The 13,859-nt window shown below is 48.9% G+C and carries 19 protein-coding genes and 2 pseudogenes; 9 read left to right on the forward strand and 12 right to left on the reverse strand.

The annotated features are described in order from the left end of the window. Window positions 1–6 precede the first annotated feature (6 nt). Window positions 7–699, reverse strand: a complete 693-nt coding sequence (locus tag PGR09_RS08740; RefSeq protein ID WP_430916048.1) for a CTP synthase C-terminal region-related (seleno)protein — start codon at window positions 697–699, stop codon at window positions 7–9. Window positions 700–839: 140 nt separating this feature from the next. Between PGR09_RS08740 and PGR09_RS08745 the strand changes: the two genes are divergently transcribed. Beyond that, window positions 840–1,187, forward strand: coding sequence for a DUF488 domain-containing protein (locus tag PGR09_RS08745; protein WP_047066951.1), 348 nt, complete (start codon window positions 840–842; stop codon window positions 1,185–1,187). Between the two features lie 10 nt (window positions 1,188–1,197). Here PGR09_RS08745 and PGR09_RS08750 read toward each other — a convergent pair whose 3' ends face one another. After that, window positions 1,198–1,446 carry a putative hemolysin gene (locus PGR09_RS08750; protein WP_045374851.1) on the reverse strand — a complete coding sequence of 83 codons (249 nt, stop codon included), beginning with the start codon at window positions 1,444–1,446 and terminating at the stop codon, window positions 1,198–1,200. A gap of 292 nt (window positions 1,447–1,738) precedes the next feature. Between PGR09_RS08750 and PGR09_RS08755 the strand changes: the two genes are divergently transcribed. From PGR09_RS08755 to PGR09_RS08770, 4 genes are all read left to right on the forward strand, one after another. Then, window positions 1,739–2,761 carry a sensor domain-containing diguanylate cyclase gene (locus PGR09_RS08755; protein ID WP_047077925.1) on the forward strand — a complete coding sequence of 341 codons (1,023 nt, stop codon included), beginning with the start codon at window positions 1,739–1,741 and terminating at the stop codon, window positions 2,759–2,761. A 47-nt stretch (window positions 2,762–2,808) separates the two neighbouring features. Beyond that, window positions 2,809–2,913, forward strand: a complete 105-nt coding sequence (locus PGR09_RS08760) for a YoaK family small membrane protein (protein WP_045374857.1) — start codon at window positions 2,809–2,811, stop codon at window positions 2,911–2,913. Beyond that, window positions 2,910–2,984, forward strand: a complete 75-nt coding sequence (gene yoaJ, locus PGR09_RS08765; protein ID WP_100279139.1) for a protein YoaJ — start codon at window positions 2,910–2,912, stop codon at window positions 2,982–2,984. The genes PGR09_RS08760 and yoaJ overlap by 4 nt, the downstream gene beginning before the upstream one ends. A 132-nt stretch (window positions 2,985–3,116) precedes the next feature. Further along, window positions 3,117–3,236 carry a hypothetical protein gene (locus PGR09_RS08770; RefSeq protein ID WP_072201265.1) on the forward strand — a complete coding sequence of 40 codons (120 nt, stop codon included), beginning with the start codon at window positions 3,117–3,119 and terminating at the stop codon, window positions 3,234–3,236. A gap of 47 nt (window positions 3,237–3,283) precedes the next feature. On the opposite strand, the gene PGR09_RS08775 is transcribed toward PGR09_RS08770, so the two are convergent. The 3 genes from PGR09_RS08775 to lpxP form a co-directional block, all read right to left on the reverse strand. Next, window positions 3,284–3,547: a DUF2534 family protein gene (locus PGR09_RS08775; protein ID WP_015366132.1), complete on the reverse strand. Its 264-nt coding sequence runs from the start codon at window positions 3,545–3,547 to the stop codon at window positions 3,284–3,286. A gap of 114 nt (window positions 3,548–3,661) precedes the next feature. After that, entirely contained in the window at window positions 3,662–4,300 is a 639-nt protein-coding gene (leuE, locus tag PGR09_RS08780; RefSeq protein WP_047045141.1) for a leucine efflux protein LeuE, read from the reverse strand. Between the two features lie 91 nt (window positions 4,301–4,391). Next, window positions 4,392–5,306: a kdo(2)-lipid IV(A) palmitoleoyltransferase gene (gene lpxP, locus PGR09_RS08785; RefSeq protein ID WP_045397989.1), complete on the reverse strand. Its 915-nt coding sequence runs from the start codon at window positions 5,304–5,306 to the stop codon at window positions 4,392–4,394. Between the two features lie 924 nt (window positions 5,307–6,230). On the opposite strand from lpxP, the gene PGR09_RS08790 reads away from it, so the two are divergent. Further along, the gene (locus tag PGR09_RS08790) at window positions 6,231–7,418 is read left to right on the forward strand and encodes an HD-GYP domain-containing protein (protein ID WP_047045147.1); all 1,188 of its coding nucleotides are present in this window, start codon (window positions 6,231–6,233) and stop codon (window positions 7,416–7,418) included. A 74-nt stretch (window positions 7,419–7,492) separates the two neighbouring features. Further along, entirely contained in the window at window positions 7,493–9,277 is a 1,785-nt protein-coding gene (locus PGR09_RS08795) for a diguanylate cyclase (RefSeq protein ID WP_430916049.1), read from the forward strand. A gap of 43 nt (window positions 9,278–9,320) precedes the next feature. Here the strand turns inward: PGR09_RS08795 and PGR09_RS08800 are convergent, their stop codons facing one another. Together PGR09_RS08800 and PGR09_RS08805 are read right to left on the reverse strand one after the other, a co-directional pair. Then, window positions 9,321–9,749 carry a glycine zipper 2TM domain-containing protein gene (locus tag PGR09_RS08800; RefSeq protein ID WP_047045152.1) on the reverse strand — a complete coding sequence of 143 codons (429 nt, stop codon included), beginning with the start codon at window positions 9,747–9,749 and terminating at the stop codon, window positions 9,321–9,323. Between the two features lie 75 nt (window positions 9,750–9,824). Beyond that, window positions 9,825–10,235, reverse strand: coding sequence for a Spy/CpxP family protein refolding chaperone (locus PGR09_RS08805; RefSeq protein ID WP_072251527.1), 411 nt, complete (start codon window positions 10,233–10,235; stop codon window positions 9,825–9,827). 215 nt (window positions 10,236–10,450) lie between these two features. Here PGR09_RS08805 and PGR09_RS08810 point away from each other — a divergent pair, with 215 nt between their 5' ends. After that, window positions 10,451–11,479, forward strand: coding sequence for a diguanylate cyclase domain-containing protein (locus tag PGR09_RS08810; RefSeq protein WP_047077923.1), 1,029 nt, complete (start codon window positions 10,451–10,453; stop codon window positions 11,477–11,479). Window positions 11,480–11,495: 16 nt separating this feature from the next. Here the strand turns inward: PGR09_RS08810 and PGR09_RS08815 are convergent. Continuing rightward, window positions 11,496–11,633, reverse strand: a pseudogene (locus tag PGR09_RS08815) (sugar-binding protein); the annotation flags it as partial. Here PGR09_RS08815 and PGR09_RS08820 point away from each other — a divergent pair. Further along, on the forward strand, window positions 11,634–11,942 hold the full coding sequence (locus PGR09_RS08820) for a hypothetical protein (RefSeq protein WP_196796496.1): 309 nt from the start codon (window positions 11,634–11,636) through the stop codon (window positions 11,940–11,942). It abuts the pseudogene before it with no gap. A 316-nt stretch (window positions 11,943–12,258) separates the two neighbouring features. Here the strand turns inward: PGR09_RS08820 and PGR09_RS08825 are convergent, their stop codons facing one another. The 4 genes and pseudogenes from PGR09_RS08825 to PGR09_RS08840 all read right to left on the reverse strand — a co-directional run bounded on the left by PGR09_RS08825 (window position 12,259) and on the right by PGR09_RS08840 (window position 13,859). Further along, window positions 12,259–12,780, reverse strand: coding sequence for an SMI1/KNR4 family protein (locus tag PGR09_RS08825; RefSeq protein WP_063415159.1), 522 nt, complete (start codon window positions 12,778–12,780; stop codon window positions 12,259–12,261). A 16-nt stretch (window positions 12,781–12,796) separates the two neighbouring features. Beyond that, window positions 12,797–13,195 carry an HNH endonuclease gene (locus PGR09_RS08830; RefSeq protein WP_072048046.1) on the reverse strand — a complete coding sequence of 133 codons (399 nt, stop codon included), beginning with the start codon at window positions 13,193–13,195 and terminating at the stop codon, window positions 12,797–12,799. Then, window positions 13,181–13,264 (reverse strand): annotated as a pseudogene (locus PGR09_RS08835) (RHS repeat-associated core domain-containing protein); the annotation flags it as partial. The gene PGR09_RS08830 and the pseudogene PGR09_RS08835, both read right to left, overlap by 15 nt. Before the next feature lie 127 nt (window positions 13,265–13,391). Beyond that, window positions 13,392–13,859 (reverse strand): hypothetical protein, encoded by a 468-nt coding sequence (locus tag PGR09_RS08840; protein WP_047045164.1) that lies wholly within the window; start codon window positions 13,857–13,859, stop codon window positions 13,392–13,394.

The following is a 13,859-nucleotide window of genomic DNA, read 5'->3' on the forward strand; positions in this document are numbered from 1 at the left end:
GATTTTTTATTGTCGGGTTGCGTGCAGGAAAGCCTGTACCAGCGGCGCCGGACGCCCTTCCAGCGCGTTGCGCTCGTGCTGGAACAACGTGGCGACGAAGAACGGATGGGTGGTTAACTCCACGGCGCGGATCTCGCCGTTCTCATCCCAACCGGTCACCCGCAGCGCGCCCTGCTCCAGCTCATGGGCAAAGCTTTCGGCAATGCCGTAGTTACAATGATATCCCTCTTCAATGCTGTCCCGGCCATAAGCGCGAGCAATCAGCGTGTTCGCGTGCAGCTCGATAGCGTCTGATTTCTCCACCAGCGAACAGCTTAACGGCGCAATGACCATTCGCCCTTCGCTATCGGTTTCGGCGTGCGCCGCATCCTGCCATCCCATTACATTACGGGCGTATTCGATAATCGCGTGCTGGAAACCGCCGCAGGTGCCGAGGAACGGAATACCATTTTCACGGGCGTAACGAATGGCGATAAATGCGCCTTCGGCGTTTTTATACGGGCTGGCGGGAACCACCCAGATAGCGTCATAATCGGTGAGCCGGTCAGCGCTGGTAATCTCGCTGGTGGCTATCCAGTCATAACTCACCGGTTGTTCCAGAACCGCGGCAGCGTCATCGATAGCCAGCGGAATCGCCTTATGGGCAATCACGTCAGGGTTGTAATCGCCAACAAGGGCAATGCGCAAAGGGGTGTTCATAGCAGGATCCTTATGTCTGTGGATTATCGGGCAACACAAGGAACCTCAGATTAGCGTTATCATTCGCGGAACACAATGGTTATTTATCGGTGTGCTGCAAGGGCTTGCCGCCAGATTGACATAACGACGGGAGAATAATGATGATTCAATGTAAACGCGTTTATGACCCTACAGAGGCCAGCGACGGTTACCGCGTGCTGGTCGATCGCCTGTGGCCACGGGGGATAAAAAAAGAGGATTTGCATTATGACGAGTGGTGTAAAACCCTGACGCCTTCCAGCGATTTACGCAAGGCTCTGCATGGAGAAGCGATTGACTTCCCTCACTTCCGCCAGCAGTACCGCGAAGAACTGGAAAACCATCGCGATGAAGGGCTACGGCTCGCCAAATTGGCCAACCAGCAACCATTAACCCTGCTCTATGCGGCAAAAGATACGCAACAAAACCATGCGCTGGTGCTGGCGGAGTGGCTAAAGAGCTTAATTTAGCGGCGGCGAATTATTTTTTCGCCGGATGATCGCGCCGCCACAGTTCCCATTCATCGAGCGTTTCGCCACTGGGAAGTTTACAGTCGGTGCGCACGCCCTGAGGTGTCTGGACCGGAACCTGCTTACCGCCCTTCTGGTCGCAATAGACGGCGGCCGGATTGGCCATCCCGATCGAGTTTGGCGGCGGCGGCGCATCAGGCTGTTGTGACTGAGCGCAGCCCGCTAACGCCAGCGGCAACATCATTACTATCCACTTCATAATTGCTCCTGTTTTATTCAAAGCGACCTTTCGCCCTGAATCTCCACGGTTTCTCCATTTTAACTACACTTTTGCCCTTTAGAGTAGCGCTCGTTCTCGAATTGACCAGAGAACAGATCATTCCATAATCAATGAGTTTTGCCCCATCGCCCCCGATGGGGCTTTTTTTTACCGTCGCGATAGCAGATATCCCCCTGCCAAATGTGATACATTCGTTATAAATATGTTTGTTATTAGCTGTTCGCTGCGCAAGCTCGCAGTACTGCGCTAACGTCCGGGGGCCGTTTCATTCATGTCAGACTTCATTCTTGCCCGCGTCTCACAGACGCTTGCTACCGAACGAACGCTCGAAACGTTGGTGCGACAATTGCTGGAAATGCTGGAGCTGGTGACCCGCATGGAGTCAACTTATCTCACCCGCATTGACTTCGAAGCCCAGCGCCAGCTCGTCATGTATGCCCACAACAGCAGCGAAATGCAGATCCCCGAAGGGTTCTCCGTTCCCTGGGACGAGTCGCTTTGCAAACGCGCGATCGATGATAACTGTATATTTTGCAACGACGTTGGCCAACGTTGGCGCTCCTGTATTGCCGCGCAGGAGCTCGGTATCGCTACGTTCTTCAGTATCCCGGTCCATCTTGCCGATGGTTCCTTATATGGCACGTTGTGCGCCACCAGCCGCGTCAAGCAGCCCTTTAACCTGGAAGGCGAGCAGGTCATGATCCTGTTCGCCAGCCTGATCTCTCATTACGTGGAGAAAGAGACGCTGGTTCAGCAACTGCGCAGCGCGAATGCGGCACTGGAGATGCACTCCTACACCGATGAGTTGACAGGTTTAGCTAATCGTCGCGCATTGTTTAAACATCTTAAGACGCTGTTTATCGCTGCTGGCGCCCAACAACGCAGACTTCTGCTTATCTTCATCGACCTCGATGATTTTAAAGCGATTAACGATAAACTGGGCCACCCCTGCGGCGACAGTTTTCTCATCCAGATAGGCGAACGATTAAGTGCCAGCGTGCGTGACGAAGATACCGTTGGCCGCCTCGGCGGCGATGAGTTTTTAATCATCGGCCCGGCGCTTGAATCATCCGCGCAGGAGGCGTTTATTGCCCACTTACGCCAGCAGCTTACCGGACGTTACCGCCTGGCCGGACACGGTATAGAATATCCTGGCGCCAGCTTTGGGGTGATCGAAGTCGATCCGCGAAATATGGATGTTGAGCAGGCGCTACGCGCGGCGGATGAGGCTATGTACCACGACAAAAACGCACGCCGCATGCTGACTCGGTTCGATATTGACCAAAAAGCATAACTTTCCAGTATGATAGATAACATAACGTTAATAGACAGGAACTGAGCATGAAATTGGGTATTCTTTTTCCGGTGGTGATTTTCATCGTCGCCGTGGTCTTTCTGGGCTGGTTTTTTGTTGGCGGCTATGCGGCGCCAGGGGGGGCATCATGAAAAAGACGACCATTATTATGATTATCGTCGCCATCGTGGTGGTTGCCGGTACCGAATTGGGCTGGTGGTAATCTCATTTCTCCCCTCCGCCCGGTATTGCAGAGTTGTCTTATCTACTCAATAAGTTAAGACGATACACTCACTTCATCAGCCGCTTCGCTGTATTTATTTGCTAAAGCGGGCATTAACTGGAGAAGTGAGTAATGAAAAAACCGATGGTGTTACCGTTGATTATTGCGCTGTGCACGCTGTTATCGGGATGTATCGTAGATGATGGTTATCATCATCGACACCACCACCATCATCATGACCGTGGCTGGTGACAGATAGGATCATTCAAAAAGGCGAACAAGAGTTCGCCTTGTTGCATTTAGTCCTGACGATCAGAACCTAAAAACAGAAAGCCCAGCGGGATAGCAAATAACACGGTGAACACGGTACTGTAAACCATCACCATCGCGCCTTGCAGGAAGAACATTGAAGTTGTCCACTCCGAGTACGGCATGTTGTACTCGCTCACCACGCCACCGAACGTTGCGCGGCCCACGACGGCAAGCGCAATAGCAAATACCGTCGCCATCGACAACAGAAACTTCTTGCCGTTTTTATTACTGAGGATTTTTTGCAGAATCATCCGGGTTCCCTTCTCTGTGAGCGATAATCGGCTGTATATGTAACACCAATGCAATAAAAATTGAAGGGTTTTTGTTACAACACAGCGATTATCGCTGGCAGATAGTTTCCGGGATCAGGACTGCAGCGTCGCCAGGCGTGCGGCAAAGCCGACAAAGACCAGACCGATCAAGCTGTTGCCCAATTTCGCCAGTTTCTTTTTGGTTTTCACATAGCGCGTCACAAACGAACCAGACAGGATAAGGAAGCTCATGTAGATAAAACTAATGATCTCCAGCGTTAGCGCCAGGATAAAGAACGCGACGCCCGGCGATGTCGCATTAACGTCAATGAACTGGACGAAAAAAGAGACATAAAAAAGGATCGCTTTTGGGTTGGTCAGGCTCAGGGTTAACGAGCGTTTGAGGATCGCGCTCCCCGGCTCAGCATCGGCGGCATCATGCCCCTCGCGCTGTTTAAATACCGAGTAGAGCATTTTGGCGCCCAACCAAAGCAGATAAATCGCGCCGAGATAGCGCACAATATTAAACAGCACCGGGGTCGTTTTGATAAGCGTCGCAACGCCAGCAAAAGCCAGGAACATCAGAACCGCATCGCCGATAAATACGCCAGCGGCGGCAAGGTATCCTTTCTTAACGCCGTGCGCGATACCGGTTTTCAGTACAAAAAAAGTATTGGGACCTGGTACGAGAATGATAAAAATAGCCCCGACCAGGTAGGTCAGATAATTCAAAACACCAAACTCAGCGAACACGCTGCACTCCTTCGCTTTCAACAAAAAGTATGATCCGGCTCACGTTAACGCAACTGCGGTCATTTTGAAAGCGTGGAGCGCAACTGTGGTACTAATATACCGAAGTTTCACCAAGCGGGCGGGTTTTGAACCGGCGATGCACCCACAGGTATTGCTCCGGCGCACGCAGAATTTCGCGTTCAATGACCTTGTTGATATAACTGGCGGCAATCTGTTTATCTTCGCCGGGATAATCATTCATGACTTCACTGATATGCAGGCTGTAGCCTTTACGATCCAGCTTGCGCACCATACTGATACTCAGCATTTTTGAACCGGAGAGGCGCGACAGCACCCAGGTACCATTAGTCGTCGCCGCCTGTGGAACCGAGAAGAACGGCGCAAATACGCTGCCCTTCGGGCCGTAATCCTGATCCGGCGCAAACCACACCGCCTCACCGGATTTCAGCGCATGTACCAGACCGGAGAGATTACGACGGTCGATCATCGCTTTATTCGAGCGCAGACGAGCGCGAGTCTGCACCCACTCCATAAGCGGGCTATTGTGCGGGCGATACGTCGCCATCATCGGACGACACAAGCCCATTGCGCGGCCACCCAGCTCCAGTGACATAAAGTGAATGCCAACAACCATCACGCCTTTATCGGCGCTGAGCGCATTGTTCAGATTGGCGATACCGTCGACGTCAAACCATTTTTTAACGCGTTCATCGCTCCAGAACCACGCCATACCCGTTTCGATAAGCCCCATGCCGAGAGACATAAAGTTCTCTTCCAGCAGCTTTTCGCGGGCAGCGCATGACATCTCCGGAAAGCACAGCTCAATGTTACGCCGGGCAATGTGTTCCCGACGTTTCAGAAAACGACGTGATAACCGCCCTGCGCTAGTACCGAGCGTATGTAACACGGGATAAGGGAGTTGGACGATTAACCAAAGAATGGCCAGGCCAAACCAGGTCACCCAATAGCGGGGAAGCAATAGATGTTTTTTAAAGGCGCAAGACATGGTTTTTCCTGTAAACATTAAAATATAGGGTAACGCTTAAGGAAAAAACGAGTCCCTTCATCCGTCATTAGGCGATACAGCAAGTCAGACAATAGTAATCCTGGTAAATTCACGGCAGCAAGAAAAAATTACACTTAATGCCAAAATACATAATAGATTCACAGATGTTACAAATTGTAAAGCGAAAATGAAGTCCGTTCATTCATATTCACGCTGATAATCATTTTCGCGCTAATGATTTTTTCTGATATAGGAATGGACTTAAACTGCTATCTGGCGATTTTACAGGCATGACATCACGCAGGCCGCTGTTGACGCCGCCTTCCGGCACATTAGGCCCTGAACGCGCACGGGCAAAAACATACATACATCAAATATAGTCAGTGCAAACAATCACTGTGGATAATAATATTTGCGACCGTGCTAGCCGATTAAAAATGTTAGCTATTAATAAATATAAATAAGAACAGGATTATTTATGCTTACTGATAAATACTGACAAAAGTATAACATTGCAATTAACTAATAGTCGCGTTCGCAGGACTCTCAACTATTCCCTGGTTGTTACTCTTTGCTGCACTCGTGGCAATTAAACCGCATTGCCGATGCCATCTCGCAAAATTGAGACTGACAACACATTATCGCTGATTTGGGTTTGTCAGTCCGCGCCTATCGCCTCCTGAAAGGTGATGTAAAAGCAATCACTCCTCATCGCAACTAGATATGAATCAAACTGTGAAAGGATTCATCAAGTGATTAGCAGAATGAAAGCGACTATGTGAGCTAAAATGAATTGTTTACGGAGCGTGGATGAAGCCTCAGATATACATCTCTTCACTCATGCAGCGTCCGGGAGGCATTTGAGCATGCTTTCGGATGCCACAGGATTAACGGCAACAGCGGTTTACATGGACGGAGAGAAAAATGCGTATTGCCTTAAAGTCGGCTTTAATGCTGGTCACGCGCGTCATTAACGCCATCAACCCAAGGTTGGACCTGCATTTACTGCGCACGGCGCTGATAAGCTACAAATTATCGCTGGCGTTGGAGCTTCCAGCACTGCAGCAAAAAACCATCTTTCTGGCCGCGCTGCTGCATGATATCGGCGTACTGGGTGATAAGCGGCGCATTGACTCACTGAATGCGATAGATAACCTTTATGACCCACACCAAATCCGCGGCGTACAGATGCTTGCCGGCCTGGACACTTTTACCCTTATTCGCCCTATTATTGGCGATCACCACTTTGATCCAACCCGCAAAGGCACTCTGGAGCAGCATATCGTCTATTTTGCGGACTGCTTTGAGCGTCTCCTTCCTACGCAAGGCGTCGTTGCCCCGGACCAACAAAAGGCGCTCGTCGCCCGCTTTGTCGATGACTATCGCGATATCGATCCACCACTTTGCGATACTCTGCGTGAACTAGCGCAACACCCTACCTTCTGGCGCCATATGCAAGCAGAGCATATTCAGCGGTTGCTGGAAATTGTGGGGCCGATTAACGACGTATATATTGACATCGATGGTCTGAAAGATATTTGTTTGCTGATCGCGAAAATTGTTGATACCTACAGTAGTTTCACCGCCAGCCACAGCATCATGGTTGGCGAAATTTCTTATGCCCTCGCCGTCTATATGAATTTACCGCCGCTGGTGTGCCGTAAAATTGAAATTGCCGGCTATTTGCATGATATCGGCAAAATATATATTCCACTGGCGATCCTCGAAAAACAGGCTGAACTTAGCGATGACGAAGCCGAATTGATTCGCGAACACAGCTATATGACCGGTGAAATATTACGAGATTTCACCGATCTGGCGGAAATCATCGATTGGGCCGCTAATCACCATGAAAAACTCGATGGCAGCGGCTATCCACTTCATTTGAATCATCGTTATTTGCACCTTCCAGACAGAATTATCGCCGTTGCGGATATCTTTACCGCGCTCGTTGAGGATCGCCCTTATCGGCTCGGTATGCCGTATCAAGAGGCGTTACATCTTATCGAAACTGATGTTATAAATGGCGCTCTGGATAACGATGTGTATCTTGTTTTGCGCCAGCATGCCGAGGAGTTACACCACCTCGTCACCCGCATACCGCGCCTATGAATCTTCCGGTTGGCTGCGGGGTTCTATAATAAAAAGACGAATGCCTCATTCATCTGCCTGCAAGGAAATATTCGGTGAGAATCGCCACCATGACTAACTGGGCCTACGGGATCACCGTAGGCCTGACCATTGCATCCGGTATGGCGATGCTAATGGCTTCCGGCGCCGATCGCGCTGAACGCCAGGCAGTACAACAACGGGATGCGTTCGTTCGTCTTGCCGATGAGATAGAAAGCGACGCGTGGGAGCTTTCGGACCTCACGCGACTGTACGTCATCGAAAAACAACCAGAGACCCTGCAACAGTATCGTCAGCAGATCCAAGCTCTCAAATCAATTGAAGATCGGTTGCTTAAACTAAAAGACATTGGCGCCAGCCAGCAGGAGTTGGCGCTGTTGCGCGACGGCCTGCGTATTGTCGATGAATTACAAGATGAACAGCAGGCCGCCATCGATCGCGTCGCTCGCGGCGAAGAGAAAGAGGCAATTTTGCAGGTTTACGGCAAGCCTTATGAGCAGGAGTTGGATCGGGTGCAAACGCAGATCGATCATTTCCGCCTGCTGCTGGAAGGCCGAACGAACAACGCCATGCAGCAAGCTACTGAAAAATCGCGCCTCTGGCGGACGCTTTCGGAAGCGATGGTCGGCCTGACCGCCTTAATGTTTTTATTTGTTCTCGGTTTTATTCTCAAACGCCGGGTACTCACCCCAGTGGTACGACTCAGCGATGTGGTACAACGTCTGGCATCACAGGATTATGCCGTCGAACCACCGCACTTCAAACAGATCGATGAAATCGGCGATATGGCGCAGGCAATCCGCATCTTTCGCGAAAATGGCCTTGCCCGCCAGCGCCTTGAACAACAACGCGATGCCGACTGGGCGGTTCGTGAACTGCTGGCGCGAATGACTCAACGCTTGCAGGGATGTGAGTCATTCGAGGATGTGGTGAAGGTCGCTGAACTTTTCGCGCCCAACATCGCGCCGGACGTTCCTGGCCGACTGTATATTCTGGATACCGATCCCTGGCAAATGCGCTGCGTCGCGCAGTGGCTTTCGCCACCTGACGAGCCCGCAGTCTTTTATCCTGATAACTGCTGGGCAGTACGCCGCGGTCTGAGCCATCCGCCGGTTAACGGCGAGCCGGACATCGCCTGCTATCATCTGCCGCAAGAATGTAACGAGCAATCATTGTGCGTCCCACTGATCGCCCAGGGTGAAGCCATTGGCCTGCTCTCTTTTCGTAATGTCACCAGTGAGACAGCCCCTTCCCGCGCCTATCTCGAACTCATGGCGGAAGCGCTGGGCCTGGCGCTGTCCAATCAGCGTCTGCGCAACGCGCTGCTGGAAAAAGCGTTGTTTGATTCTCTGACCGGGTTGCGAAACCGCCACCATCTTGAGGAAGCGCTGCATACGCAGATGAATCTGGCGGTGCGCAACAACAGTCCGCTGAGCTGCCTGATGATTGATATCGATCACTTTAAGGCGGTTAACGATAATTACGGCCATGAAGCGGGCGATCTGGTGATTAAAAACGTCGCAGCGATCATCCAGCGCGTGGTTCGCGATATTGGCATGGCATTCCGCTATGGCGGCGAAGAGTTTTTGGTGCTGCTTTCCGGCAGCGATGAGGCCAGAGCGGAAGCCTGCGCGACTGAAATCTACAACAACGTGAGAAATATGACTTTACGCTGCGGGCTGACGGACATAGGCCAGGTGAATGTCTCTATCGGTATCGCCAGCTATCCGCAACACGCGCAAAGCGACAGCCTGCTACGTGCTGCAGATGCCGCGCTGTATCGGGCGAAAGAGCTGGGACGTTCGCGGATTATCCGCTTTGATATGCTGAAATCAGCATAACGTGTCACGCCAACCGGGAGTATATTGGCTCCCGCTTGGCGCATTACACCGATTTATCCACCCGGGTATCATTTCCCGACGTCAGGATACGCACCTTATCTCCCTTGTTGAAGATAAGCCGACCGTCGTAACCCTGTAGCACCTGTATCACCTGGCCACTATTGGTTTTGATTAGCAGTTCAACCTGCTGAGCGCCCTGCTGCCGATCCTGGTGATAGCGTGAAGCGCCAGCTCCGGCCAGGGCGCCTGCGGCGGTCATCGCCGTCTGCCCTTTACCATTACCGAATTGATGGCCGACAACGCCGCCCAGCGTTCCCGCAGCCAGCGTACGAAGTGGCTGGCGCTGATGCGGGTTGCTAATAATATGGCTTTCCTGTACGACGCCATAATCAACCAACGTTTTAGTCCCGGCGACCCCAGCCTGGCTAAACAACGCGGTCATTCCCAGCGCAATAAAGAGAAACTTCTTCATGATGACACCCTTGTCTTTTCATTGCGGAAAGTCATTACGCATGTTCCGCCAAAGGGCGCAACATGCGTACATTGTTTAGTTTAGTGCCTGCTGCAGATCTTTTTTTACCTGCTCGCGCTGTTCAGCCGTCAGTACCTGATTAATACCGAAGTAATATTTCACTCGGTAATAACGCGTTTGCTGATCCAATTGCGCAAAAGCGGCTAACTGCTGTTTTACTTTCGCATCATCCCATTTGCCGGATTGAATCACATCAACCAGAGCCCCATCCTGGTAACCACCAATTTTGATATTTTTGAGGTTTGTTTCCAGCTCCTGACGCAGGGCCTGAATTTTGCTGACCTGATCGTTGCTCAGCTTGAGATGTTGCACCACCGGGTCCTGGGATAACGGCGGTACTTCGGTTGTCGTCGCGGCCTGAGCGGCAACGGAAAGACCCGCAGTCATCAACACGGCGGCCAGGGTGTTACGCAAGAAAGTATTCACGATAAATTGTCCTTAATACGCTTTATAAAGAGTGCGGATTATTACCTCCGGAATATGATCCATCTGTAACTAAGCGTTAAATTTAAATCTGGACAAATTTACAATAGATTTTATTTAATAGATAAAATAGCGGAGATGTCAGCAGCTGATCTTTTTTTAACTACACTTATTGTTATATTGGTTGAATATTCTCTTCGATTCATCAGGAACGCCTTATGCCACCACGTAGCGCCAGCGATCTCTACGCCGAAATGAAAAATATGTCAGTAGAAGAGCGTATTCGCTTTTTCTCGCTTTCGCTTGCGGAAATGCATCGTGAGCTGCAAGAGAGTATCAGCGAGATTGAGTCGATGCAGCGAGCGCTGGCAGAAAGCGAGGAGAACCATCGACAACTGGTTGAGACCGCACAGGATGCGGTGATTACCATCAATCATGCGGGCGTAGTGATTAACTGGAACCAGGCCGCGGAAAGAATGTTCGGCTGGTCCGCAGGGGAAGCTATCGGCAACAACCTGGGCGAGATGATCGTGCCGGAAGAGTTTCGCGAGCAGCACGCACGTGGTTTAATGCGCTTTCAGGCGGCTCAGCCGTCGAATATCCTTAATCGCACCATCGAAATTACCGCCCTGCATCGCACTAAAGGCAAGTTTCCTATCGAGCTGTCAATCTGGCCACATCAACAATCAGGCAAGCAGATTTTCTCCGCGTTTATTCGCGATATCACCGACCGCAAACAGCGGGAGCAGGTGGTCTGGCTGCACGCCAACTTCGACGCGCTGACCGGATTGCCAAACCGCAGGCTGTTGGTTAATCGCCTGGAGCTGGCGATTACTCAGGCTATCGCCAATGAGACAGAGGTGGCGCTGCTCTTTATCGATCTCGACCGCTTTAAGCCGGTGAATGATGTTTACGGCCACGCCGTGGGTGACGAACTGCTGCGGCTGGTAGCATTCCGTCTACAAAGCGTTTTACGAGAAGGTGATACGGTAGCCCGCCTCGGCGGCGACGAGTTTATCGCCCTGCTCCCCGGATTAAAGGTAAACGATCCGCTCCCCCGACAAACGGCGGAAAAAATCAGCAATGCGCTGACTCAGTCATTTTTGATCCACGAGTATGTTATTACGATTTCCGGCAGCATCGGCATTGCGCTTTTCCCTCACGATGCCGCGGATGCCGATACATTGCTGAACAGTGCGGATAAAGCGATGTACAGTAGTAAGAAGGGGATGCCGCGAGAGAGGTAAGTAAGGTATTCAGCCGTTCAGCGTCAAAATACTGGCCCTGAAAACGCAGCGGGTTGCTGATACGTTCGGCGTAGACCTCCCCTTTTTCTCCCCATACGCCCGTCTTCTCAGACCACACTATCTCGCCCTGCAATGACGTCAGGCGGACCGGCGCATGCTGCCGGCTGCCGGAATCAAAAAAATGCCTGTACCGCCGGCTGGAATCCTTTTTCCCGGCATTATACCATTTGCTCAAAGGGCTTTCGCATTGCAAAACCCACACAGTAGCGAGGATTTTTATCATTTAAAGAAATATTTCTTACTCTCGTTTGCAACGTCATTTCGCCCCTTTTTTTGCCTCATTGTAATCACCAAGGTCAAAATAAGCGCTGAATATATTTGCGGTAATCCAGTTAGCAACTTGCCATTCTGGTTTTGGTTCAGGCAAAATATTCCAGGCTTTTCACATTGCTCTAAAGCCTGAGCATATTTTTTGTCATTATGTAACTCATTTCCTTGTTCAACAAAGGAGTTAACTTAGGATTCAATTTTTGTATTTTCGAGTTCTTTCATAGAGCAATACTCCTTTACTGGAAATACTGATATTTTTCTTCTGAACCATTAAAATTTCCAAAATGTTTATATCTATCAGGAAGCAAGGCTCCCTAAATCCTATGATTCCATTTCTTACTTTTTAATACTTGACATTATAGATGTGCAATCCAATTTATTATTGAACCCTGCATGATAATTAACCATACAGGGTATTAAAGAAGTACATCCTTAAATTAAGAGTATCATTACAATCCCGTAGACAACTTCATTCCTTTATTGACTGTTAGATTAATTATACTTCCAAAAAAATCTGAAAAGGTTTTATTTATAAGATAAAGATGATTTAAATCATCATCATCACTAATATCATAGCTTTGTTTATTATCCTCAGCATGTAGGCAAGTCCGGTCCCAGTAATAAACTCCGGCCAAATTATTTTTAGTTATCAGGACATAGCCATTGTCACTTGGATCCATGCCAATTATTAGTGCACCATCAATAAACGATATTTCATCTAGTAACTCTTCATTAATTTCAACTATATCAAAATTACTATTACTAGTCTTATAACCAAGAAGCACATCGAATGAAATAAAATCATTATCAACTTTGTCGAATGGTAGGTCGCAATAGTCAGGTGCCACGATTCTATATCCATTGTATTTTTTTAAAAAATCTTTGTAATCATCAGGAAAAGCAACAGAGAAATGTCCCTCCAGATAACTAATATCTTGTTTATCAATACTTAATCCAGTCAAAATAGGCATTCTATAACTCCTGATATTATTGACAGTTGCTTTTTATTTTAGATACACCGCCTCTATGGGTGAACCGGCGATGAATATTTTTGGGAACTTCCTGCATTGTGATGCCATTTTGATGATGATGCCACGTATTAAGATCATAATTCGCCTGGCCTTTTGGCGCTAATGCATCTGCTTTACCAAAATCTCCTCCAGGTGACTTACTATGATCTCCCCTTAAGTCTGGAACATTAACACTCTGCCTTTCATATGGTGTAAAATCTGGAAACCCTTCTGGATAGCGAACAACATTGCCAGCACTATCTTGGTATACCCAAACTTTGCTTTCAACTTCTTGCCAAACCGTTCCCCCTTTATTAAGCCACTTGCTTATATCAGGTGAGTTTAACGGTTTTCCAGTCAGCCCCCACGGATCCACCCATCCCAGCGGGTTCGGCGCATACTGATAAACATTCAGCCCACCGGCTAATCCAATCGGATCAGACGAACAATCCTATCCCCTGGGCCAATCGTACCGTCAACCCGCACCAATCTAAGCTCTAAGATAGAGTTCCCAAAGCGCAGCGTTGCTATAAAGGCCGGGAAGAGTTAATTTATTACCCGGCTTTGCTTTGTTATTTACATGGATTCCAAAATGAAAAATCCCCTATATATATTTCATTCAATTTCAAGTCGGACGGAATGTTATCTATACTGTCAGCTATCTCATCAAATGGTGAGGGTAATATAAATTGAATGCCAAAATCCTCGTCTATAATAATGGAACCATTAAATATTCTTTGCCGATAAGTGAGTTTTTTTATCTCACCAAATTCTTGACCGGCATATAATAAGTTTTTGTATAACCCTTTGTAATTTTGATTGCATCCAATAGAAAATATATTTCCATCAGGTTCGGTTGATATAGTTAAAGTATCATCCAATACATAGGCAAATCTCTTACTCGCATCAGGTAGAAGATACTCTTTGTACTCAACACAATGGTCAGCATACATTTCAGCAAGATAGACAGATATATTTGTATTTAACAGCACATCGCCTAACGAATGAAATGATTTTATTTCTGCAGAAAAATCAAACAT

The sequence above is a fragment of the Klebsiella sp. 141251 genome, from assembly GCF_050600725.1.
GTDB classification, from domain to species: Bacteria; Pseudomonadota; Gammaproteobacteria; order Enterobacterales; family Enterobacteriaceae; genus Klebsiella; species Klebsiella aerogenes.

Bases quoted from the DNA above. Each gene is read 5' to 3' on its own strand.
- PGR09_RS08770 (WP_072201265.1), top strand. From the start codon at position 3,117: ATGAAAAAACCGATGGTGTTACCGTTGATTATTGCGCTGTGCACGCTG.
- PGR09_RS08800 (WP_047045152.1), bottom strand. From the start codon at position 9,749: ATGAAGAAGTTTCTCTTTATTGCGCTGGGAATGACCGCGTTGTTTAGC.
- PGR09_RS08820 (WP_196796496.1), top strand. From the start codon at position 11,634: ATGCTGCCGGCTGCCGGAATCAAAAAAATGCCTGTACCGCCGGCTGGA.
- PGR09_RS08810 (WP_047077923.1), top strand. From the start codon at position 10,451: ATGCCACCACGTAGCGCCAGCGATCTCTACGCCGAAATGAAAAATATG.
- PGR09_RS08775 (WP_015366132.1), bottom strand. From the start codon at position 3,547: ATGATTCTGCAAAAAATCCTCAGTAATAAAAACGGCAAGAAGTTTCTG.
- lpxP (WP_045397989.1), bottom strand. From the start codon at position 5,306: ATGTCTTGCGCCTTTAAAAAACATCTATTGCTTCCCCGCTATTGGGTG.
- PGR09_RS08760 (WP_045374857.1), top strand. From the start codon at position 2,809: ATGAAATTGGGTATTCTTTTTCCGGTGGTGATTTTCATCGTCGCCGTG.
- PGR09_RS08755 (WP_047077925.1), top strand. From the start codon at position 1,739: ATGTCAGACTTCATTCTTGCCCGCGTCTCACAGACGCTTGCTACCGAA.
- PGR09_RS08840 (WP_047045164.1), bottom strand. From the start codon at position 13,859: ATGTTTGATTTTTCTGCAGAAATAAAATCATTTCATTCGTTAGGCGAT.
- PGR09_RS08790 (WP_047045147.1), top strand. From the start codon at position 6,231: ATGCGTATTGCCTTAAAGTCGGCTTTAATGCTGGTCACGCGCGTCATT.
- PGR09_RS08750 (WP_045374851.1), bottom strand. From the start codon at position 1,446: ATGAAGTGGATAGTAATGATGTTGCCGCTGGCGTTAGCGGGCTGCGCT.
- PGR09_RS08745 (WP_047066951.1), top strand. From the start codon at position 840: ATGATTCAATGTAAACGCGTTTATGACCCTACAGAGGCCAGCGACGGT.
- PGR09_RS08825 (WP_063415159.1), bottom strand. From the start codon at position 12,780: ATGCCTATTTTGACTGGATTAAGTATTGATAAACAAGATATTAGTTAT.
- PGR09_RS08740 (WP_430916048.1), bottom strand. From the start codon at position 699: ATGAACACCCCTTTGCGCATTGCCCTTGTTGGCGATTACAACCCTGAC.